General features: G+C 64.9%; 17 protein-coding genes. 10 read left to right on the plus strand and 7 right to left on the minus strand.

The genetic code is table 11. The features are described 5' to 3' along the window. Positions 1-8: 8 nt before the first annotated feature. Positions 9-1223 carry an alpha-hydroxy acid oxidase gene (locus QF031_RS03890; protein ID WP_307424353.1) on the minus strand — a complete coding sequence of 405 codons (1215 nt, stop codon included), beginning with the start codon at positions 1221-1223 and terminating at the stop codon, positions 9-11. Positions 1224-1516: 293 nt separating this feature from the next. On the opposite strand from QF031_RS03890, the gene QF031_RS03895 reads away from it, so the two are divergent. Genes QF031_RS03895 through QF031_RS03910 form a run of 4 tightly spaced genes read left to right on the plus strand, consistent with a single transcriptional unit; the run spans position 1517 to position 6585 of the window. Further along, positions 1517-2998 (plus strand): MFS transporter, encoded by a 1482-nt coding sequence (locus QF031_RS03895; protein WP_307424356.1) that lies wholly within the window; start codon positions 1517-1519, stop codon positions 2996-2998. A gap of 41 nt (positions 2999-3039) precedes the next feature. After that, a complete protein-coding gene (locus tag QF031_RS03900) occupies positions 3040-3951 on the plus strand; it encodes a dihydrodipicolinate synthase family protein (protein WP_307424359.1) in 912 nt (303 codons plus the stop codon). Positions 3952-3988: 37 nt separating this feature from the next. Next, on the plus strand, positions 3989-4954 hold the full coding sequence (locus QF031_RS03905) for a C-terminal binding protein (RefSeq protein ID WP_307424362.1): 966 nt from the start codon (positions 3989-3991) through the stop codon (positions 4952-4954). Between the two features lie 56 nt (positions 4955-5010). Then, a complete protein-coding gene (locus tag QF031_RS03910) occupies positions 5011-6585 on the plus strand; it encodes a UxaA family hydrolase (RefSeq protein ID WP_307424365.1) in 1575 nt (524 codons plus the stop codon). Positions 6586-6824: 239 nt separating this feature from the next. Here QF031_RS03910 and QF031_RS03915 read toward each other — a convergent pair whose 3' ends face one another. Further along, positions 6825-7730: a DMT family transporter gene (locus QF031_RS03915; protein WP_307424367.1), complete on the minus strand. Its 906-nt coding sequence runs from the start codon at positions 7728-7730 to the stop codon at positions 6825-6827. Positions 7731-7928: 198 nt separating this feature from the next. Next, positions 7929-9101, minus strand: a complete 1173-nt coding sequence (locus QF031_RS03920; RefSeq protein WP_307424370.1) for an FAD-dependent oxidoreductase — start codon at positions 9099-9101, stop codon at positions 7929-7931. 282 nt (positions 9102-9383) lie between these two features. On the opposite strand from QF031_RS03920, the gene QF031_RS03925 reads away from it, so the two are divergent. Then, a complete protein-coding gene (locus tag QF031_RS03925) occupies positions 9384-9686 on the plus strand; it encodes a DUF4193 domain-containing protein (RefSeq protein ID WP_307424373.1) in 303 nt (100 codons plus the stop codon). 125 nt (positions 9687-9811) lie between these two features. On the opposite strand, the gene QF031_RS03930 is transcribed toward QF031_RS03925, so the two are convergent. After that, positions 9812-10879, minus strand: a complete 1068-nt coding sequence (locus tag QF031_RS03930) for a S1C family serine protease (RefSeq protein WP_307424376.1) — start codon at positions 10877-10879, stop codon at positions 9812-9814. 129 nt (positions 10880-11008) lie between these two features. Then, positions 11009-11461, minus strand: a complete 453-nt coding sequence (locus tag QF031_RS03935) for a hypothetical protein (RefSeq protein WP_307424378.1) — start codon at positions 11459-11461, stop codon at positions 11009-11011. A 573-nt stretch (positions 11462-12034) separates the two neighbouring features. Here QF031_RS03935 and QF031_RS03940 point away from each other — a divergent pair. Then, the gene (locus QF031_RS03940; protein WP_307424381.1) at positions 12035-13375 is read left to right on the plus strand and encodes a DUF2254 domain-containing protein; all 1341 of its coding nucleotides are present in this window, start codon (positions 12035-12037) and stop codon (positions 13373-13375) included. Positions 13376-13895: 520 nt separating this feature from the next. Here the strand turns inward: QF031_RS03940 and QF031_RS03945 are convergent. Next, positions 13896-14360 carry an Lrp/AsnC family transcriptional regulator gene (locus QF031_RS03945; protein WP_307433112.1) on the minus strand — a complete coding sequence of 155 codons (465 nt, stop codon included), beginning with the start codon at positions 14358-14360 and terminating at the stop codon, positions 13896-13898. Between the two features lie 160 nt (positions 14361-14520). Here QF031_RS03945 and pdhA point away from each other — a divergent pair, with 160 nt between their 5' ends. The 4 genes from pdhA (at position 14521) to QF031_RS03965 (ending at position 19496) form a co-directional block, all read left to right on the plus strand. Continuing rightward, the gene (pdhA, locus tag QF031_RS03950) at positions 14521-15747 is read left to right on the plus strand and encodes a pyruvate dehydrogenase (acetyl-transferring) E1 component subunit alpha (RefSeq protein ID WP_307424383.1); all 1227 of its coding nucleotides are present in this window, start codon (positions 14521-14523) and stop codon (positions 15745-15747) included. Continuing rightward, positions 15744-16856 carry an alpha-ketoacid dehydrogenase subunit beta gene (locus tag QF031_RS03955; RefSeq protein WP_307424385.1) on the plus strand — a complete coding sequence of 371 codons (1113 nt, stop codon included), beginning with the start codon at positions 15744-15746 and terminating at the stop codon, positions 16854-16856. Before pdhA ends, QF031_RS03955 begins: the two co-directional genes overlap by 4 nt. A 2-nt stretch (positions 16857-16858) precedes the next feature. After that, positions 16859-18376 (plus strand): dihydrolipoamide acetyltransferase family protein, encoded by a 1518-nt coding sequence (locus QF031_RS03960; protein WP_307424388.1) that lies wholly within the window; start codon positions 16859-16861, stop codon positions 18374-18376. Between the two features lie 142 nt (positions 18377-18518). Next, complete coding sequence (locus tag QF031_RS03965) at positions 18519-19496, plus strand: glycosyltransferase family 2 protein (protein WP_307424391.1); 978 nt, start codon at positions 18519-18521, stop codon at positions 19494-19496. A gap of 16 nt (positions 19497-19512) precedes the next feature. On the opposite strand, the gene QF031_RS03970 is transcribed toward QF031_RS03965, so the two are convergent. Beyond that, positions 19513-20238: a DUF1648 domain-containing protein gene (locus QF031_RS03970; RefSeq protein WP_307424394.1), complete on the minus strand. Its 726-nt coding sequence runs from the start codon at positions 20236-20238 to the stop codon at positions 19513-19515. Between the last annotated feature and the right edge of the window lie 13 nt (positions 20239-20251).

The raw sequence follows: 20251 nt of genomic DNA on the forward strand, positions 1-20251 counted from the left end.
TTTGGCGGTCAGCCGGCCAGTGCCACATGATCGCCCGAAATGCCGGCCGTGGACTTGACGCCCAGCAACTGCATGGACCGTACGTACTGTGAGCGCAGGATCTTCACGGCGTGGGCGGCACCGCGCTCGCCGCCGGCCATCAGGCCATAGAGGTAGGCCCGGCCCACCATCGCAGCATCCGCGCCGAGGCCCACGGCGGCGAGGATGTCGCTGCCGGACATGATCCCACTGTCGATCAGCACCGTGGGCCCGGCCCCCAGGGCTTCCCGGACCTGGGGGAGGATCCGAAGGATGGTGGGCGAGCGGTCAAGCTGCCGTCCGCCGTGGTTGGAGAGGACAACGCCGTCGCAGCCCAACTTCACTACCCGTTCGGCATCCCTGACGGTCTGGATGCCCTTGACGAGCAGTTTGTGCGGCCATACCCGCCGCAGCCACTCGATGTCCTCGAACGTCAGGGCGGGATCGAAGACCTGGTCCGCCACCTCCGCCGAGTTTCCGCCGAAGCCGCGCAGTGATGCGAACTCGATGGGCGGGGTGGTGAGCTTGTCGAACCACCAGGACGGGTGCAGGGCCATGTCCGCAAAGGTCTTTGGCGACAGCGTAGGCGGGATGGTCAAGCCGTCCCGCAGCTCCCTGACCCGGGAACCGCCTACCTGAGTGTCGACGGTGACCATCAGTACCTCGTAGCCGCTGGCCAGCACACGTTCCAGAAGGCCCTCGGTCTTGCTCCTGTCCTTGGCGATGTAGAGCTGGAACCAGTTGTTCCCGTCCGGCACCGCTTTGGCAAGGTCCTCCACGGTGGTGGTGCCGACGGTTGAAAGCGTGTAAGGGACGTTGTTCCTGGCGGCGACCCGGGCCACGGCCTTCTCGCCGTCGTTGTGCATCATCCTCGTATATCCGGTGGGTGCCAGGACCAGGGGGAAGTCGATGGTCCGGCCCAGGAGTTCGGTGGACGGGTCCGGGTCCGAGACGTCGCGCAGGACAGCGGGGGAGAACTCCACGTCCCGGTAGGCCTGTCGGCACCGGGCGATGGTGATCTCCTCCTCGGCGGCGCCGTCCGTGTAGTTGAATACCGCCTTCGGCGTAGTTTTTTGCGCCATCGCCCGAAGGTCGGCGATCGTGAACGCCCGGGCAAGCCTGCGCTGCACGGGATCCATCTCGAAGCTGCGGAACTGGAGAAGTTCCCGGATCTCGGACCACTTGGGTATCTGACGGTCCTCCATGCGGAGCAACCCCTTTCACGTTCGAAATTTAGTACAAAGGTCAACTCTCAGGCGACCGCACGTTGGCTCAATGACGCCGTTGAAGCTGGTTTACCCGAGCGATTTTCGCTGATGTGGCGCGCTTTTCAGTCCATTTTCCCGTCCCCTGCTTGACCGGGGGAGGTGATCTCCCTAGACTCCTTTGTGTTCCCGATCACCCTACCCCAGCAACCGCGTGATCGCTACTTCGACCATTGTTCTAAATCTCGAACACGAAAACACACGAAGCAGTGCGCTTTTCGAAAGGACCCCCAATGTCAACAGTGCCCGGTTCTGCTGCCCCCCGCAGCGAACGGCTTGTCCTGCGCTCGGCGCAGGACGTCACCGACCTCATCAACAGCGGGAAGCTCCAAAAGGGCAAATCCTTCGCGATCACCCTCATCGCCCTGGGCGGCATCTTCCTGGATGCCTACGACTTCACGTCAGTAGCCTTCGGCCTGCCGTACATCGCCAAAGACTTCGCCTTGACGCCCGAAATGCTGGCCCTCGTGTCGGCGTCCATCATGGTGGGCGCCCTCCTCGGATCGGTATTCGGCGGCTACTTCGTGGACAAGCTCGGCCGCTTCAAGGTCTTCATGGCTGACATGGTCTTCTTCGTCGTGGCCGCGATCGCCTGCGCACTGGCTCCGGACGTGTGGACCCTCATCATTGCCCGCTTCATCATGGGCGTGGGCATCGGCGTCGACTTCCCGGTGGCCTTCAGCTTCCTTGCCGAATACGCCTCACGGAAGAAGAAGGGCGGCACCGTCTCCCTCTGGCAGCCCATGTGGTACATCGCCGTCGCGTCCACCTTCGCGCTGCTGATACCCGTGTACTTCCTTTTCCAGAACATGCACTGGTCGGAAAACCAGATGTGGCGGATCGTGGTGGGCTTCGGTGCCGTCCCCGCCATCCTAATCATGATCTTCCGCCAGAAGTACATGGCGGAATCCCCGTCCTGGGCCGCGCAAAACCTTGGACTCCATGAAGCTGCCAAGATCCTCAAGCGCACCTACAACGTGGACGCCGAGGTGGCTCCGGACGCTGTTGACCCCCGCGCCGAACGCAAGCAGTTCCAGATGACCCTGACCCAGGCCTGGGGCAAGCTCGTCGGCAAGAAGTACCGGGGCCGCACCGTCCTGTCTGCCGTCATCAACGCCGGCCAGTCCATGGAGTACTACGCTGTCGGCTTCTTCGTCGGCCAGATCGTGCTCGCAATGCTGCACACCCAGAACGTCATGACCAACATCGTTTCCTCGCTCATCCTCAACCTCTGCTTCGGTGTCACGGGCGGCTTCATCGGTGCCCGGCTCTCGGGCAAGATCGGCCCGCGCAAGCTTTCGCTGCTGGGGTTCTGCGGCACCTTCGTCTGCATGGTGATTGCCGGCAGCCTCAGCAACGTCCAGGGTGCCTGGTCCTTCGTGGGTGCCCTCGTCATCGGCCTGCTGATCTTCTGCCACGCAGCTGGCCCCGGGGCCCAGGGAATGACCATGGCCACCATGTCCTACCCGACGTCCCTGCGCGGAGCCGGTACCGGATTCACCCAGATCGGCATCCGGCTCGGAGCGATCGCCGGCCTGGTGTTCTGGCCCCTGGCCACGGCAGCCTGGGGAACCAGGGCGCTGCTGGTACTCGCAGCTGTTCCCGCCATCGCCATCGTGGTGATCCTGGTCAACAAGTGGGACCCGCACGGCCGGGACATCGACGCCGAGGACTACGAGGCTGAGGTCCCCGCCGTCCTGAGCGGCAACCGCTGATCCCGGTACCGCCACCTCTACGATCTCCAAAGGACAACACTATGAGTGCCATCACTGGCGTCATGCCGGTAGCGCCCACCATTTTCACCGACGACGAGGAGCTGGACCTTGACGGCCAGCGCCGGGTGCTGGACTACCTGATGGACGGCAAGTCCGACGCCGTCTGCATCCTGGCCAACTACTCCGAGCAGTTCTCACTGACGGATGCGGAACGCGAGGCAGTGCTCCGGACCACCATGGAGCACCTGGATGGGCGGATGCCGGTCTGCGTCACCACCAGCCACTTCAGCTCACGGATCGCCCGGGAACGCAGCCTGCATGCGCAGGAGCTCGGCGCGGAAATGGTCATGCTGATGCCCCCGTTCTTCGGCGCCACTATGAAAGTGGACGACGAGGCGGTGGTGGAATACTTCAAGCGCGTGGCTGACGGCCTTGACGTGGACATCATGATCCAGGACGCGCCCATGAGCACCACCCCCCTTTCCGTGGGACTCCTGGCCCGCATTGCGCGGGAGGTTCCGCAGGTGAAGTACGCCAAAATCGAGATGCCCCAGGCGGCGGACAAGCTGCGCGCGCTCCGCGCCGCAGCCGGGCCCGCCCTTCCCGGACTGTTCGACGGCGAGGAGGCCATTACGCTCATCCCCGATCTGGAAGCCGGCGCCCAGGGCACAATGAGCAGCTGCATGGTGCCGGACCAGCTGGGCAGGATCGTGCGGGATTTCCACGCAGGGGAACGGGGCCAGGCCATCCATGCCTGGGAGGACCTGCTTCCGTTCATCCATTTCGAGAACCGGCAGTGCGGCCTGCGCGCGACGAAAGTCCTGATGAAGGAGGGCAAGATTATCGCCAGCGACAAGACGCGGCAACCGGTGGGGGAGCTGAATCCGGACACCAGGGCGCAGCTGGTGGAAATGGCCAAACGCAAGGATCCCTTGATTCTCCGCTGGGCATGAGAATCAATGATTGGGATCGAGGAGAGGACGGACCAACATGGTGCGCATACTGATCACGGACTACGAATTTGAGTCGATAAGCCAGGAGCAGGCCGTGGCGGACGCCAACGGCGTGGTGCTGGAACGGGCCAACTGCGGGACCGAGGACGACGTCCTGAAGGCTGCGGCGGAGGCGGATGGGCTCATTGTCCAGTACGCCCCCATCACCGAACGGGTGCTTCGAAACCTGCCCCGCCTGAAAGCTGTCAGCCGTTACGGGGTGGGTGTGGACACTGTTGACGTGCAGGCCGCCACGGAATGCGGGGTCGCCGTGTCCAACGTGCCCGATTACGGCGTGGAGGACGTCAGCGACCATGCGATTGCCCTTGCCCTGACGCTGGCGCGGGGCATCCCGGACCTGGACCGGGGAGTCCGGTCCGGGCGGAACCTCCTCGACTCGGTCAAACCGCTCCGCCGTTTTTCCTCGCAGACGTTCGGCGTCATCGGGCTGGGACTCATTGGCGCGGCAACAGCAGCCAAGGCCAAGGCCCTCGGGTTCCGCGCCCTGGGGTACGATCCCCTCCACGCCCCGGGGACCACCACCAAGGAAGGCGTCGAAGTGGTTTCCTTTGAGGACCTCCTGGCCGCGTCCGACGTCGTATCTTTGCACGTGCCGTTGAACAAGCACACGCACCATTTGATCAACGCAGGCACCTTGGAGCAGTTCAAGGACGGCGCCACCATCGTCAACACCTGCCGCGGCGGGGTGATTGATACCGAGGCGCTCATTGACGCGCTGAAGACCGGAAGGATCCGGGCTGCCGGCCTGGACGTTTTTGAGGAAGAACCCCTTCCGCTTAACGGTGCGTTGCTGGATCTCGACCGGGTGGTGCTTACACCGCACACCGCCTGGTACACGGAGGAATCAAGCGACGAGCTTAAGCGGCGTACCGCTGAGAATGTGGTGGATGCCTGCCTGGGCCGCCGTCCGCGGAACATCGTCAACCCAGAGGTTCTCAACTAGCCACCCACCTCCGAAAATCCAGCGGAGCGCGTTCGGATAAGAGTAAAGGCATGAACATGAACAATCCCATTGAATTGGTCGCGGATCCCCAGGCCGGCGTGGATACCGGACTGTTGGTCCTGCATCCCGAGGACAATGTGGGCACTGCCCTCAGCAAGGTTTCCGCCGGAACCCGCGCGTCCTTCAACGGTGGCGACCTGCTGTGCACGGGGGAGATTCCCGGCGGCCACAAGGTGGCATTGCGTACCATCGAGGCTGATGAACCGGTCAGGAAATACGGCCAAATCATCGGCTTTGCTGGGCGCGTGATTGAGAAGGGCGAACATGTTCATGTCCACAACGTCGCTTACCGCGAATTCGACCGCGCCGGCCAGGCTGGGACTGCCTTGCGGAAGACGGAGTTCGTGCCCGAGAACGAGCGCGCAACCTTCCAGGGGTACCGGCGGGCCAACGGCTCCGTCGGTACACGCAACTACGTGGGCATCCTGACCTCGGTCAACTGCTCAGCGACGGCGGCGAAACTGATCGCTTCCCGGATCGAAAACAGCGGTGTCCTGGACGGGTATCCCAACGTCGACGGCGTGGTGGCGCTGACGCATTCCTCCGGATGCGGCACGGGCGGCGAAGGCAACTACGGCTTCGAGGTCCTGCAGCGGACCCTCCACGGTTATGCAAACCACCCGAACTTCGCCAGCATCCTGGTGCTGGGCCTCGGTTGCGAAGTAAACCAGATTGCCGGCCTGACCGCCGGCTGGTCCCTGGGCCCGGACAAATCGGTTTCGACCATGACCATCCAGGCGCAGGGCGGCACCCGGGCCACGGTGGCTGAAGGGGTGCGGCGGATCGAGGAACTCCTTCCCGAAATCAACAAGGCACAGCGGACCCCGGTTCCGGCGTCGGAACTCATCCTCGCCATGGAGTGCGGTGGTTCCGATGCTTTCTCCGGCATCACGGCCAATCCGGCCCTGGGCGCTGCGGCGGACATCCTCATCAGGCACGGCGGCACCGCAGTATTTGGTGAAACCACGGAAATCTATGGCGCGGAGCATCTGCTCACGTCACGCGCGGAGTCCCAACGTACCGCGGACAAGCTCATTGAACGCGTCCGCTGGTGGGAACAACATGTTGCCGTGGACGGATCATCCATCAACAACAATCCGTCCCCCGGGAACAAAGCCGGCGGACTCACCACCATCCTGGAAAAGTCCCTCGGGGCGGTGGCGAAGGGCGGAACCACAAACCTGGTTGACGTCGTGGAGTACGCCGAACCGATTACCGCGCACGGCCTCGTTTTCATGGATACGCCGGGCTATGACCCGGTCAACGCCACCGGCCTGATTGCCGGTGGCGCGCAGGTCCTCGCCTTCACCACCGGCCGTGGTTCCGCCTTTGGCTGCAAGCCCACGCCGAGCATCAAGCTCGCGACGAACACGCCGCTTTACGATCGCATGCGGGACGACATCGATGTGAACTGCGGAGCGGTGGCCGACGGCAAGCTGACCATCGAGGACATGGGGCAGCAGATCTTCGACCTCATCCTCAGGGTCGCTTCGGGCGAGGAAACCAAGAGCGAACAACTGGGGTACGGGGACAACGAATTCGTCCCTTGGCAACTCTCCACTGTTCTCTGAACGGAGAAAAGGACCAGCATTGCTTCGACGCAGGAGCCCGTGGCTGTGTTACCGGTCAGCAGGGTTTCGGTCCGGGTCCTTACTCCTGTGTCGAGTCGCGGATTATTCTCGGACCATGGCGATGCATGATTCTCCAGCGAGGCCTGGTACTGGCAGGAGTCGCGGCCCGGATCATCCACATCCGGCGTTCCGTCGGCTCCGCCGGGATTTGAGTGCTCCAGCCGGCGCGGTGGCCCGTGCTATCCCGTTATGACTGGCTTCTTGACCGTGGCCAGCAAAATGACGCCGGCAACGGCGGTGGCTCCCGACAGAAGGAACAGGACAATCGCCAGCGGCGGTGCTGCATCCGCCTCGCGCAGGATGGTGATGCCGATGGCGACGGCAACCAGCGGGTCGATGACGGTCAGGCCGGCGACCACGAGTTCGGGCGTTCCCCGGCTGTGCGCGTTCTGGACCAGGAAGCTCCCGGCGAGCCCGGCAACGACAAGCCCCGCCAGGCATGTCAGGGACAGCCATTCGAAGTCGCCCTGGAACAGCCGGCCTATTACGGTCTTTGCCAGCGCCGCGACAAACCCGAACAGGATCCCGGCGCCGGCGGTGAAGACCACGGCGTGTGAGCGGTGCCGCCACATCAGGTAGGCCGCGGCGACGCAGGCCAGGACCACGGCGAGGACAATCAGGATGGTGACCAGGTGCCGGTCGCTGATTTCCACGTCCTCCGCGGACAGCGCAGCAACGGCCACGAACACCGCCACGCCGCCAACACAAAGCGCGACGGCGGTGAGGGCCCGGCGTCCGGGCCGCCTGTGGTTCATGCGGGCGGTGGCGAGTGTGGTCACCACCAGGGCTACGGCGCCGATGGGCTGCACCACGATCAGGGGCGAGAACCGGAGGCTGGTGAGCTGGAGCAGGATGGCAGCGCCCAGCATCGCCGTCCCGGCCAGCCATGCCGGTTTCCGGACCAGGGCGTGAAGGCGTCCACCGCCCATGCTGCCGGCCGGGCGTCCGGACGCAGTCGGCTGGTCTCCCACGGCCCTGTGCTGGAACAGCGTTCCCAGGGCGAGCAGGACGGCGCCGGCCGCTGCGATGGGAATCCCCAGCCAGTGGTAGGACGTCAGTGCGGAAACAGCCGCAGCCTGGATCATGATCAGACCTTACCCACCCCGCGCCCCGCTTAATTGCCCATCGTAAGTCTTCGGTGTGGAGAAGTTGTTGACTTGGTTTCCGTAAACCGTTGTAGCCGAACGGCGAACAACTGCACCTGGTTGAAAAGAGCCACCATGGCCCACTCGCAGTTTGACCAGTTCCTCCAAAAATCCGGCTGACCCGCCCCAAGCCGCGCCCTACTTGGCGATGCTGCGCAGGATTTGGTGTGCCACCAGGCGGTCGACGCCGGGAAGCCGGGTTGCGCGGATGACCCACCTGCGCAGCAAGCGCTGGGTGCTGTTCCTGGGCAGGAACGTCGCCGCGGTCCGCCGTCCCGACTTTTGCGCCAGCTCCACCGCGGGGCGCCACTGCTGCTCGAAGCGCGCCAACGCCGCGCCGATGCCACTGGGCGTGGTGACCGGTCCCAGGACGTCACCGAGCAGCGCGGCCCCGGCGATGGCCAGCGAACCGCCTTGGCCCGCCAGCAGCGACACGGCGCCGCAGGCGTCACCCACCAGGACTGTGCGGTCCGTGTGCCAGCGGGGCATGACCACCTGCGCCACGGTGTCGTCATAAGGATGCGCGGGGCACAGGTCAAGGAGCCTGTCCACCGCATCCCCCAGGCCGGCGAACTCGTTGCGGAGCCGCTGGCGGGCCGTTACTGCCTCTTGCCCCGGTGACACGGCGTCCCGGTAGACCAGGAAGGCAGCCACCTCGTCCTGGCGGATGCCGTACAGTCCGGCCATCCGGTTGAGCGTGTCGGTGAGGATGAACCGGTCCCGGAAGCGCGCATTCAGGGCCGGATCAGTGACGATGAACGCCGCGGCCCGCATACCAAGTGGCCGGAGGTAGTCCCTTTCGGGCCCGAAGACGCCGGCGCGCACCTCTGAATGGATGCCGTCGGCACCGATCAGCGCATCGCCGCTCATTTCCTGGCCGTCCTCGACCACAACGTGCGCGCCATCCCCGTCGGTGCGCGCATTGACCACCCGTGCCCCGTAACGCACCCGCACTCTGCCGGCCACATCTTCCAGCGCAGCCAGGGCCGCTGTCTCCATGTCCGGGCGCAGCAGGCTCAGGACTTTCCCGCCGGCCAGCTTGGAGAACCGGAGGTAGTCGATGCTGCAGGTGGTGCGGCCTTCGGTGTCCACGTAGTCGGCGGACTGGATGTGGTAGGCCGCTTTTGCCAGCCGGGAGTACAGCCCGATCCGCTCCGACGCCTCCACCCCCGGGCCGAAGAAGTCCATCATGTAGCCGTCCGGCCGCGGCGCCCGGGACTTTTCCAGCACCTCAACGTCCCAACCGGCCAGGGCGAGTTGGCGGGCTGCGACGAGTCCGGCGATGCCGGCGCCGACCACGATGGCCTTCATGCCGGTGCTTGCGCGGAGGTGCCGCCCTTTGCATCGGGGCGGGGGATTGAACCTATGCTGGCAAATAACATATGCACTACTACATGTAAGCAGGGGGATGGGGGGTCGGCAAGACGCCGGAGCATGCTGGGGCCACCTCATGGACGCTGCCGCCGCCAAGTACCAGGGGACATCCATGCCGGCGCCTCCGGTCTCCATGCTGCGGTAGGGGTGGGGCCCGGCGGGAACAACCATGGAGGCGGGTTCGTTGGATACGGAACTGCTAGGGAGATGAGGATAATCATGGCTGCTGACTACGACGAACTGCGGACCGACGTCAAGGAAACACAGGAACGTTCGCTTGAGGACCTCAAATCCGCCAACGCCCCGGACGCCCGCAGCGTGGTCCGGGAGCTGGATGCCCCTGATGATGCCGACGCACTCGGCATCCCCGGAGGCGAAATCGTGGCCGAGGAACTCACGGTAGTGGTGGTGCCCGTAGCCGAGGACGAGTTCACGTGCCACTCCTGCTTCCTGGTCCGGCACCGTTCGCAGATCGCCAGGGAAAAAGACGGGCACCTGTACTGCACCGAGTGCGAAGGCTGACCACTCCTCCCTTTGCCGGGTGTCAAACGGGCCGGGGATTTCCACTCGGGGCACCAAATCAATTGCAGGTGCGCAAAGCTTTACCTTCTTTGGGGGAGAAGGTGCCGCCTGGGGCCCGCAGCGGGTCAGGGCTGGTCGCCCAGGTTTCCGAGTGTGACCCGCAGGCTTTGGGACGTACTGCCGCGCTCCACCACCACCTCCACCTGCTGGCCTGGGTCCTGCTTCCTGAGGGCTGCGAGCAGGTCCGTTACGTTTCCGACGGCCGAGCCAGCGAATTTGGTGATGATGTCGCCTGGCTTCATGCCTGCCTGCTCGGCCGGGCTGCCGTGCGACACGTCGACCACCAGGGCTCCCGCCGTGGTGGGCAACGAGAACCGCTGGGCAAGTTGCGGGGTGATGTCCGTCGGCACCACGCCAAGGGCCGCGTGCTTTACCGAACCGCTCGCCAGCAGTTGGTCTGCGACGTCGGTGACGGTCGACGATGGCGTCACGAAGCCGATGGCCACCGCTCCTGAACTGGGCGGCAGGTAAGCCTCGGAGAGTCCGATGACTTGTCCGCTGGACTCAGCCACGGCGCCGCCGGAGTTGCCCGGAGAGATCGGGGCGTCGGTCTGGAGCAGGTCGATGGCTCCATGGGGGGATTCCTTGGACGGCGGCATGTTCCGGTGGAGGCCGGAAACAATTCCGGCGGTGACCGTTTCCTCCAGTCCCAGGGGGCTGCCGATCACCACCGTCATCGAGCCCACCTCCGGGGCCGATGATGCGAATCGTGCGGCCGGGAGGCCGGTTCGGTCAACTTTCAGAACGGCGACATCGGTGACATCGTCTACTCCCACGAGGGTACCTTCGGACTGGGAGCCGTCCGCGAACTGGACCTGGACTTTCTTGAAGGGGTTCTTTTGCTGGTCCTCCACCACGTGGGCATCCGTGACGATAGAACCGTCGCTGTGATAAATAACGCCGCTGCCCAGGCCGATGTCTGTCCGGATCGTAACGACGGAGGGCTCAACCTCCTTGACCACCCCTGGCACGGCAGGAAGGCCTCCGCCGCCGGCCTGGCTGGCTGCCGGTCCTGATTCGCCCGGTGATGCCGCGGTGGAACTGGGGGCCGGGCCGGGGCTGCCGGTGCAACCCGCCAGCGCAAGCGCTGCTGCGCTCACCCCTGCCGCCGCACAGAGCCTGAAAGATTTCATGAGGTCTCCTCCTCCTGCAGTTCACTGCGGGTCCATTCCCTTATGAAACCGCAGTAGTTGCATATGTGCAATGGATCGCGGTTTTCTGGGGTGGGGAGGAGCCCGGCGGGGGAAGTCGGGTGGCCGCCCTTACTTAGGCACGTAGGGGGCGTACTGCGACAGCGTCCCATCAAGCACCGGAACGTCAAGGACCTCGCTCCGGCCCTTGGCTTCGATCGTCAGGTCCGTGCGCGCTCCGGGCGGATTCTCCGTGCTTTGAAGGATGTGTTCGGATGTGTCGAATCCGATCTGCCCGTGGGCCGGGACCGTCAGGTCCACGGAGTTGTTCCGGTCCCTGATCACCAACGGAATGTCTGCACCGGTGCTATTGAAAACCATCCCCAGGAGGCGGCCCGGCTGGTCCTGCGCGGCAGAGACCACCGAGATGCTCCGGAGCTCGAGCCCCTCCAGATCGAGGTTGGCACCCGGGGCTACGGATTTATAGTTCTGGACTCCAGAGTTGTAGCACCCGCCCAGCCCCACGGCGGTGCCCAGCACCAGCAGGATACAGCTGAGGCAATGGACTACACGTTTTAATGACATTTGAATTTCCTCTCCTGGACAACAGTTAAGAGCGGTGGCAGGTGGCCGTGGCGGGCCAGCGCTGGGCACAGAACCACCAGCGAACCAGGGCTTTCAAAGTTTGCCGGTCCGGCGCCCCGGGGAAGGATCCGACCTTCGTCAGGCGGTGGCGGCTGCGGCGACTGCCGCTGGGTCATCCGACTACGCCGCCGTCCGCGGCCAGAAGGCTTCCGACGACGACGGCGGCGCAGGTCGCCGGGAACAGTGCTGCTTTTAACGCTAGGTCCGTTTTGATGCTTCGCCCGTAACAAGCCTGTCAAGAATGAACGGCGAGCATCACGAGTGGGCAACAACATTGAGCTGGAAACAACGACAGGACAGGGAGCACCCGCGCCCGGGCCTCGTCTGGCGGCTCCCACTTGGGCACGCAGGGGCCGGCTCCGCCGCAGCCCGCAGTGGAGCTGTAGACAGTACGCTGGGTACCTCTGGTTTGCGCGGCGGCGTGAACAGGAGCTTTAACTGGCGAGAAACCGGGGCGGCACCAGGAGAGGGGCAGTTGCGCATGGCTGAAGCATTGACGGGGGAGGCGGAGCGTTGCTGAACGGCCGCGCCGCCCTCTGGCTGGACGCTCTGCGGACACAGTTGTGGCCGCTTCCGGTGCTGGCTGTTGCCGCCGCCGTCGCGCTCGGGGTCGCGTTGCCGGCGCTTGATTCCAGTGTTGACGGGCAATTACCGGACAGCGTCACTGCTGTTCTTTTCAGCGGAGGCCCTGAAGCGGCGAGGGCGGTCCTGCAAGCAATTGCAGGGTCCTTGATTACGGTGACGTCCCTGACGTTCTCCCTGACGGTGGTTACCCTGCAACTGGCCAGCAGCCAGTTTTCGCCCCGGTTGCTGCGCACTTTTACCGCTGACCGTTTTGTCCATGGCACGCTTGCATTGTTCCTTGCAGCGTTTGCTTTCGCGCTTGCGGTCCTTCGCAGTATCCGCGGTGAGGCCAGCGGAAAGACGGCCTTTGTCCCGGAGATATCCGTGACCGTCGCGTTCGCCCTTGCCCTTGCCAGCGTGGTGGGCCTTGTGCTCTTCCTTGCGCATCTCACCAGGGAGATCCGGGTGGAAACCATGATGCGCCGGGTGGGCGGAGAAACCCGCGAAACGATAGACCGGGTGTTCCCGAAAGGTCGGCCTTCTGAAGGCGTCCCGCCTGTACCGCAGCCAGGCAGTTTCCCCGTCACGGCAGACTCCTCCGGGTTCCTCACCTCATTGGACAAGGACGGACTCTTGGCGGCTGCGCTGAACTTCGGGGCCGTGGTCCGGATAGACCGGGACCCTGGGAGCTCCATGGTGGAGGGGGTTCCTTTCGCCACCGCCTGGCCGGTTGAACCGGGGGAGGGCTTAGGGCCGGAAGCCCGTGAAGAGCTGTGCCGGGATATCAACGCGGCCGTGGTTACCGGTTTCGAACGCACCAGACTGCAGGACGTCGGGTTCGGGTTCCGTCAGCTGGCGGATGTGGCGGCGCGGTCAATGTCTCCGGGTATCAACGACCCGACGACGGCAGTGCACGTCCTCGGCCACCTCTCGGCACTGCTGTGCCGGCTGGTGGACAGGGACCCTGGCCCGGAGCAGATTTGCGACGACGACGGGCGGGTGCGGGTTGTGGTTTCGCTCCCAAGTCTGCCCGCACTGGTGGACTTGGCGGTCAACCAGGCCAGGAACTACGGCGCCGGGGACGCGGACGTGGCACAGCGGCTGCTGGACCTCCTGCACGAAGTTGCGTACTGCGACCCCAAGGGCCTGTACCGGGACGTGATACTGGATCACCTGGACCGCATGCGCGCTGCAATAGCCGCCGCCGGGTACTCGGCGCCGGAACGGCGGCGACTGCTCGACCGGGCGGACGCCTCCGCCGTCGAGGTGCAGGTGCGGCCGGAAACGTAATGCCCGGTTGATGCCCCCGTCTCCCCGGGGCCCCTGGCAGTGCGCCACGTGTCCAGCGCGATGATTCCGCCGCCACAAGCTGCTTGTCTGTCCGCCGTGATGTGACGAGGTATGCCAGGACCAGCAGGAAATCGCAGGCGCCCAGCACGTGGGCCCGAGGGGAACGAAAAGCTTGGGTCCGGTTCCAGGAGCATGGCATCTACGGGAGCACCAGGACGCGGAATTGTGGAAGCGTCACGGCGTCCGATACACCTGCCAGGGAGCGGGCGACCAATCCGAGCAGTGCCCGGGAGGCCGTGAGGGTCCGTTCCAACGCTTCATCAAGTCCAGCCGCACCTTGCGCACACATACGTGACCCAACTCCTTGTAGATGGCCGAGTCCCAGCACTTTTCATGCACGGAAACAACGTTTGATCCACAGCACATGTTGGTGTGGAAGGTGGTTCAAGGCGTACAGGCGGCGTCCCGTGCTCAGCCCTCGTCCTCCGGGCTGCGCTCCGCCCGCAAGCGGAACCTGCTCCTACCTCGTATCCACGTCCTCGAACACCAGGAATGTCTGCGTATCGAGCACGCCCGGCATGGTCTGCAGCTGGTCGAAGATGACCCGGCGCAGATCGATGTTGTCTACGGCGCGGACCAGCAGGATCACGTCGAAGTCGCCCCCCACCAGGGCGATGTGGTGCACCTCCGGGATGGCGCCCAGCTGGTCGCGAAGTTCCCGCCAGGAATCCTGCTTTAGCTTCAGCGTCACATAGGCAGAGGATTTCAGGCCCGCCTTGATGGGGTCCACCAGCGCCGTGAACCGGGTCAGCACCCCGTCAGAAGTCAGCCGGGAAATCCGCGAGTAGGCGTGCGCCCGCGAGATGTGGACGTTTTCGGCCACCTGCGTCACGGACATCCGGCCGTCCCGTGTCAGCTCCGAAATAATGCGCCGGTCGATCTCATCCAGCGGCGCCGATTCAGTCGCAGCATCCTTGCCCGGCATTTTGTCCACGGCTCCCGTCGGTAATCCACGTCACAGTTACAAATCGTCTCCCATAGTAGGTAATTCCAAGCAGCTTCTCCACGATCTACACAGGTGCTGGATACGAAACCTGCCTCAGGACAATACTGGGAGGGAATAGTGGCTACCGAAGGACGGACCAATGACGATCTCCGCAGACCACACCGCGCCGGACACCACCAGCACTGCAACGCCAGAGAATGCGCTGACGGAAGCTGTGAAGAAGTTCGGCATCACGGTGGAGGACTACATGCTCCCCGCCCGGCACCAGATCCAGATGGTGGACCCGGACGGCCGGCTCAAGCCCGAAAGTGAGCAGGGCACCCAGCCCGGTCACGAATACCCCGTGCCCGGCGACAAGGAACTCCTCGAAGCGTACGAACAACTCGTCGTCGGCCGCCGCGTCAATGACCAGAACTCGGCCCTGGTCCGGCAGGGCCGCATGGCCGTCTACCCCTCCAGCCACGGCCAGGAAGCCTGCCAGGTGGCAGCCGCCCTGTGCCTGTCCGACGGCGACTGGATGTTCCCCACCTACCGCGACGCCGTGGCCGTGATGACCCGCGGCGTGGACCCCGTCCAGGTGATGACCATCTTCCGCGGCGACTGGCACGGCGGCTACGACCCCCTCAAGTACAAAGTGGGCATCCAGTGCACCCCGCTGACCACCCAGCTGCTGCACGCCGTCGGTGTTGCCCACGCCGCCAAGCTCCGCGGCGAGGACACCGTGGTGCTGGCCATGTGCGGCGACGGCGCCACCAGTGAAGGCGACTTCCACGAAGCCCTCAACTTCGCCGCCGTCTTCCACCTGCCCGTCATCTTTTTCGTCCAAAACAACAAGTACGCCATCTCGGTGCCGCTGGCACACCAGTCCGTGGCGCCGTCGCTCGCGCACAAAGCCGTGGGCTACGGCATGGCCGGCGAACGCGTGGACGGCAACGACGTGGTGGCGCTCCTCGCCGTCCTGGACCGCGCCGTGAAGCTGGCCCGCGAAGGCTCCGGCCCGCTGCTGGTGGAGGCCAACACCTACCGCATGCAGGCCCACACCAACGCCGACGACGACACGCGCTACCGGGAAAGCGCGGAAGTTGCGGAGTGGCGGGCCAAGGATCCGGTGAACAGGATCCGCACCTACCTGACAGACCGCGGTCTGCTGGACGACGACGGCGAGTCGCGGATCGCCGCGCACGCTGAAGCGGTTGCCGCGCAGCTGCGCGAGGGCCTCGGCGAAGACGTGCCCGTGGACCCGCAGGAGCTCTTCCGCCACGTGTTCGCGGTGCAGACCCCGCAGCTGAAGGAACAGTCCGCCATGCTCGCCGACGAGCTGGCCCGCGACGCGGCAGCATCTGATTCGAAGGAGGCCGGCAAGTGAGCCCCACCATCACCACCTCGTCCGAGGCCAACGGCAACGTTTCCGCTGCCACCGCCCGCGCCGCCGCGTCGGCCGCCGCGTCCGCCGAGGCCGCCGGCCCGCAGCCGGTCACCATGGCGAAAGCCCTGAACACGGCTTTGGTTGACGCCATGCACGCCGACTCCTCCGTCTTGGTGTTCGGAGAGGACGTGGGCATGCTGGGCGGCGTCTTCCGGATCACCGACGGCCTTACCGCGACCTTCGGCGAGCAGCGCTGCTTCGACACCCCGCTGGCAGAATCCGGGATCGTGGGCATGGCCGTGGGCATGGCCATCCACGGCATGCGCCCGGTCATCGAGATGCAGTTCGACGCGTTCGCTTACCCGGCCTTCGAACAGATCGTCAGCCACGTGGCCAAGATGCACAACCGCACCAAGGGCACAGTCAAGCTGCCCATGGTGATCCGCATCCCGTACGGCGGCGGCATCGGGGGCGTGGAGCACCACTGTGATTCCTCCGAATCCTATTACGCCCACACCGCCGGCCTGAAGGTTTACACCCCGGCCACCGTGGCGGACGGCTACCGGATGCTCCGCGAGGCCATCGACTCCGACGATCCGGTGGTCTTCATGGAGCCCAAGAAGATGTACTGGACCAAGGACTCGGTGGACCTGGGCGAGCTTCGGCGGCTCCACGAGCAAGGCACGACGGCGGGGCTTGGCTCTGAGGGGCGTGCCGCCGTCGCGCGCCCCGGCACGGATGCCACGCTGATTGCGTACGGTCCCTCCGTCCCGACCGCTTTGGCGGCCGCCGAGGCGGCTGCTTTGGAGGGACGCTCGCTGGAGGTGATCGACGTGCGGACCGTTGTTCCGTTCGATGATGCCACCGTGTGCGAGTCGGTCCGGAAGACCGGGCGGGCCGTGGTGATCGCCGAGGCGCACGGGTTCGCGTCCGTGTCCTCCGAGATCGTGGCCCGGGTGCAGGAACGCTGCTTCCACTACCTGGCCGCGCCGATCCGCCGCGTCACCGGCTTCGACGTCCCGTACCCCGCGCCGAAACTCGAGAAGTACTACCTGCCCGGCGTGGACCGCATCCTCGACGCCGTTGACGACCTTCAGTGGGAGAACTGACCATGAGCGAACCACGCGTATTTTTGCTGCCGGACCTGGGTGAGGGCCTCACCGAAGCCGAGCTGGTGGCCTGGCATGTCTCTGTTGGTGATGAGATCGCCGTCGACCAGCCCATCGCCGAGGTGGAAACCGCCAAGTCCGCGGTGGAGGTGCCGTCCCCCTATGCCGGGATCGTGGCCGTGCTGCACGGGAAGCCGGGGGAGACCCTGGACGTGGGGAAGCCGCTGATTTCGGTGACGCCTCTGGGAACGGGGGTCGGCGCGGACGATGCCGCCCCCGCCCCTTCGCCGGACGGCAATGCTGCAAGCAGCATGCCGTCCGGCTCAGGAAGGCCCGATGCCACTCCCGGGGCGGCATCGTCCGCGCCGGCTGCGTCGGCGGCGGCAGCCGAGACCTATCGGGAGGAAGAAAAGGCCGGATCCGGCAATGTGTTGATCGGCTATGGCACGCCCGGTGGACATGGCCAGGCACGACGCACCCGTGCACGGAAGTCTTCCGTAGCTGTGGACGAGCGGACTGAATCCGCTTCGGCCGAGCTGTCCAAGGAGGACGAGCTCGCGCTCCTGCGCACCCGTGTGCCCGGGAAGCTTGGTGCCGTGATTTCTCCGCTGGTCCGTCGGATGGCGCGGGAGCATGGCGTGGATCTGGGGGACATTTCGGGTTCCGGTGACAGCGGGCTGATCATGCGGCGAGACGTTGAGGCGGCGCTCCGGACAACTTCCCCCGCGGCTGCACCCGAAATCGAGCCCGCAGAAACACCCAAGCCCTCGTGGCTGGAGACTGACGAAAAGCAGGGGCGAGACGCCCGGACCGGGCTTCCCATCTCCGCCCGCACTCCAGTCCGTGGCGTCCGCAAAGCCGTTGCCGCCAACATGGCGCGCAGCCGCTCGGAAATTCCCGAGGCGACGGTGTGGGTTGATGTGGATGCCACGGCGCTGATGCAGCTGCGCGAGGGCTTGAAAGCCACCGGTGCCGAGGTCCCAGGTTTATTGGCCTTCATCGCCCGGTTCGTCACCGCCGGTCTCAAGAAGTATCCGGAACTGAACACCCGCATCGAGACTGCCGACGATGGATCGCAGGAGATTGTGGCCTTCGACGGGATCAACCTGGGTTTCGCGGCCCAGACTGACCGGGGACTGGTAGTTCCCTCAGTCCGCGGCGCCGAGAAGCTCAGTGCCCGGGAACTCGACGCGGAGATCCGCCGGCTCACCCAGGTGGCCCGCGACGGCAAGGCGACCCCGGCTGAGCTGGGCAGCGGAACGTTCACGCTGAACAACTACGGCGTATTCGGCGTCGACGGCTCAGCGGCGATCATCAACCACCCGGAGGTGGGGATCCTCGGCGTGGGACGGATCATCGACAAACCGTGGGTGGTCAACGGCGAGCTGGCTGTCCGCAAGGTCACCGAGCTGACCCTGACCTTCGACCACCGCGTCTGCGACGGGGGCACGGCCGGCGGTTTCCTCCGCTTCGTGGCCGACGCCATCGAAAACCCCACGTCCCTCCTGGCAGACATCTAACGCAGCGGACGGTTCGACACAGAAAACCTCCGCCGACACGTAGAAAGGCTGGCGCTCCCGATAATTGGGCCGCGCCAGCCTTTTTGCGTTGAAACTGCATTCCCAATAAACCGGCATTCTTGTCAAATGCTAAGATCCCGCCATGAATCCTGGCGTGGAGTTCGGCATATCGGTCGCTTTGTGCACCTACAACGGCGCCCGGTTCCTGTCCAAACAGATAGACAGCATCCTCGGTCAGTCCGTCCCACCAGAGGAGATTGTGATTCGGGACGACGGGTCTGCCGACCAGACGCTCCGAATCATAGAGAGCTATGGCGAGGTTCTCACTTTGCTTCCTGCTGGAGAACGTTTGGGTGTGACCCGCAACTTCGAGCAGGCCATCTCCGCCTGCAAAGGCCGGTACATCGCACTCAGCGACCAGGACGACATATGGGAGCCCTACAAGCTGGAACGGCTGCGGGAGGCGTTTGAAGCCGACAGCGGTCTTAGGCTTGTTGGCTCCAACGCCCAGGCGATCGATGAGAAGGACAAGCCGATGGGTTTCGACCTGTTCAGCGCGATCGCCCTCACTGATGCTGAAAAAGACACGTTGTCCAGCGGGGCAGGATTCGATGCTCTGATCAAACGCCCGCTGTTCACCGGGGCGACGGTGATGTTCCGAAGGGAACTGCTCGACGCCGCAAGTCCTTTCCCCGCGCTCTGGCTGCACGACGAGTGGCTTGCCATTATTGCTGCGGCAACCGGCCGAGTCCGGCTTCTCCCGGATCAGCTGACCCGCTACCGGCAGCACGACTCGAATGTGGCTGGGGTGAAAGAGAACACTGTTCTACGCAAGGTGAGCAAGGTGCGGAAACTGATTGCCCCCCGCCACTTGCGTCACCAAGCACTCCTGGCGCGCCGTGAGTCGCTGCTGGCTCAACTGAAAACTATCGATGCTCCAGGCAACGCAATTGCCAAGGCGGAGGCCGCCCTTGCCCACGAGGAATTCCGTTCTGGGCTGCCCAAGTCCCGTGCGTTGCGGATTGCACCTATCCTGGGCGAGCGACGAACGGGACGTTATGACTCCGTTGACTACGGCAACCGTGAAGTGCTGAGGGACCTTTTGTCATCCCCACGCTGACCGTCAAGGAAGGCCACTATCCGCCCAAGCGGAGGGTGATCACCAGACCGATCAAGGCAGCCACTCCGGCCAGCAGCATCGCCGCGCGGGGGTCCCCGAAGTTCAAGGTCCAGCCAATGCCGAACCTGCGGGGAACCAGCAGTGCGGGGTCTTCCCGGTTGATGTAGATCAGGCCGGCCCGCCAGTACCTGTCATCGTCGCGGTGCGTCAGGCCGGTGTCCTCCTCTTCCCCGCCGCGGTCCCTGTTGTTCCTGGCCAGGACCGCCACGGCTGCCACCACGGAGGCCAGGACCGGGAGCACAATCACCAGCGGGGCCCACCGTGTAACCGTCCCGGTCCACATCAGCAGTGACGACGCCATCAGTCCCAGGTCGATCATGCCAACCAGCCCGAGCAGTGCCTGGGCGCCCAGCGACATGTAATGCCGGGCCCAGCGGGCAGAACCCGTCGGGCGGGCTGGGTCAAGATCCGGCCGGCTGCGGACGATGGCGGCCGCCATGCCCGCCAGCAGTGCCGTGAGGCCCAGCTGCAGGAAAACCAGCGAGAAAGCAGAGCCGACCGACTTCACCTCCATCCGGTCCGGTGCACCGTTGACTCCATAGTGCACGGCGAGGTCTTGGGGCATGGAGGGGTACAAGAGGATGCCGATGGCTGCCGTCCCGGCCGTGATGATGACAGCCGGTGCCAACCAACGCCAGGGGAACCTTGGGGGATTGGTCCGGAGTTCGGTGTCGACTGCCATGCCTTGGTGTACG

The organism is Pseudarthrobacter defluvii, from assembly GCF_030816725.1.
GTDB lineage: Bacteria > Actinomycetota > Actinomycetes > Actinomycetales > Micrococcaceae > Arthrobacter > Arthrobacter defluvii_A.

Coding starts and splice junctions, on each gene's coding strand:
- QF031_RS03890 (WP_307424353.1), bottom strand. CDS start 1,223: ATGGAGGACCGTCAGATACCCAAGTGGTCCGAGATCCGGGAACTTCTC.
- QF031_RS03930 (WP_307424376.1), bottom strand. CDS start 10,879: ATGAAATCTTTCAGGCTCTGTGCGGCGGCAGGGGTGAGCGCAGCAGCG.
- QF031_RS03970 (WP_307424394.1), bottom strand. CDS start 20,238: ATGGCAGTCGACACCGAACTCCGGACCAATCCCCCAAGGTTCCCCTGG.
- QF031_RS03925 (WP_307424373.1), top strand. CDS start 9,384: ATGGCTGCTGACTACGACGAACTGCGGACCGACGTCAAGGAAACACAG.
- QF031_RS03900 (WP_307424359.1), top strand. CDS start 3,040: ATGAGTGCCATCACTGGCGTCATGCCGGTAGCGCCCACCATTTTCACC.
- QF031_RS03905 (WP_307424362.1), top strand. CDS start 3,989: ATGGTGCGCATACTGATCACGGACTACGAATTTGAGTCGATAAGCCAG.
- QF031_RS03910 (WP_307424365.1), top strand. CDS start 5,011: ATGAACAATCCCATTGAATTGGTCGCGGATCCCCAGGCCGGCGTGGAT.
- QF031_RS03920 (WP_307424370.1), bottom strand. CDS start 9,101: ATGAAGGCCATCGTGGTCGGCGCCGGCATCGCCGGACTCGTCGCAGCC.
- QF031_RS03965 (WP_307424391.1), top strand. CDS start 18,519: ATGAATCCTGGCGTGGAGTTCGGCATATCGGTCGCTTTGTGCACCTAC.
- QF031_RS03915 (WP_307424367.1), bottom strand. CDS start 7,730: ATGATCCAGGCTGCGGCTGTTTCCGCACTGACGTCCTACCACTGGCTG.
- QF031_RS03960 (WP_307424388.1), top strand. CDS start 16,859: ATGAGCGAACCACGCGTATTTTTGCTGCCGGACCTGGGTGAGGGCCTC.
- QF031_RS03935 (WP_307424378.1), bottom strand. CDS start 11,461: ATGTCATTAAAACGTGTAGTCCATTGCCTCAGCTGTATCCTGCTGGTG.
- QF031_RS03945 (WP_307433112.1), bottom strand. CDS start 14,360: ATGCCGGGCAAGGATGCTGCGACTGAATCGGCGCCGCTGGATGAGATC.
- QF031_RS03895 (WP_307424356.1), top strand. CDS start 1,517: ATGTCAACAGTGCCCGGTTCTGCTGCCCCCCGCAGCGAACGGCTTGTC.
- pdhA (WP_307424383.1), top strand. CDS start 14,521: ATGACGATCTCCGCAGACCACACCGCGCCGGACACCACCAGCACTGCA.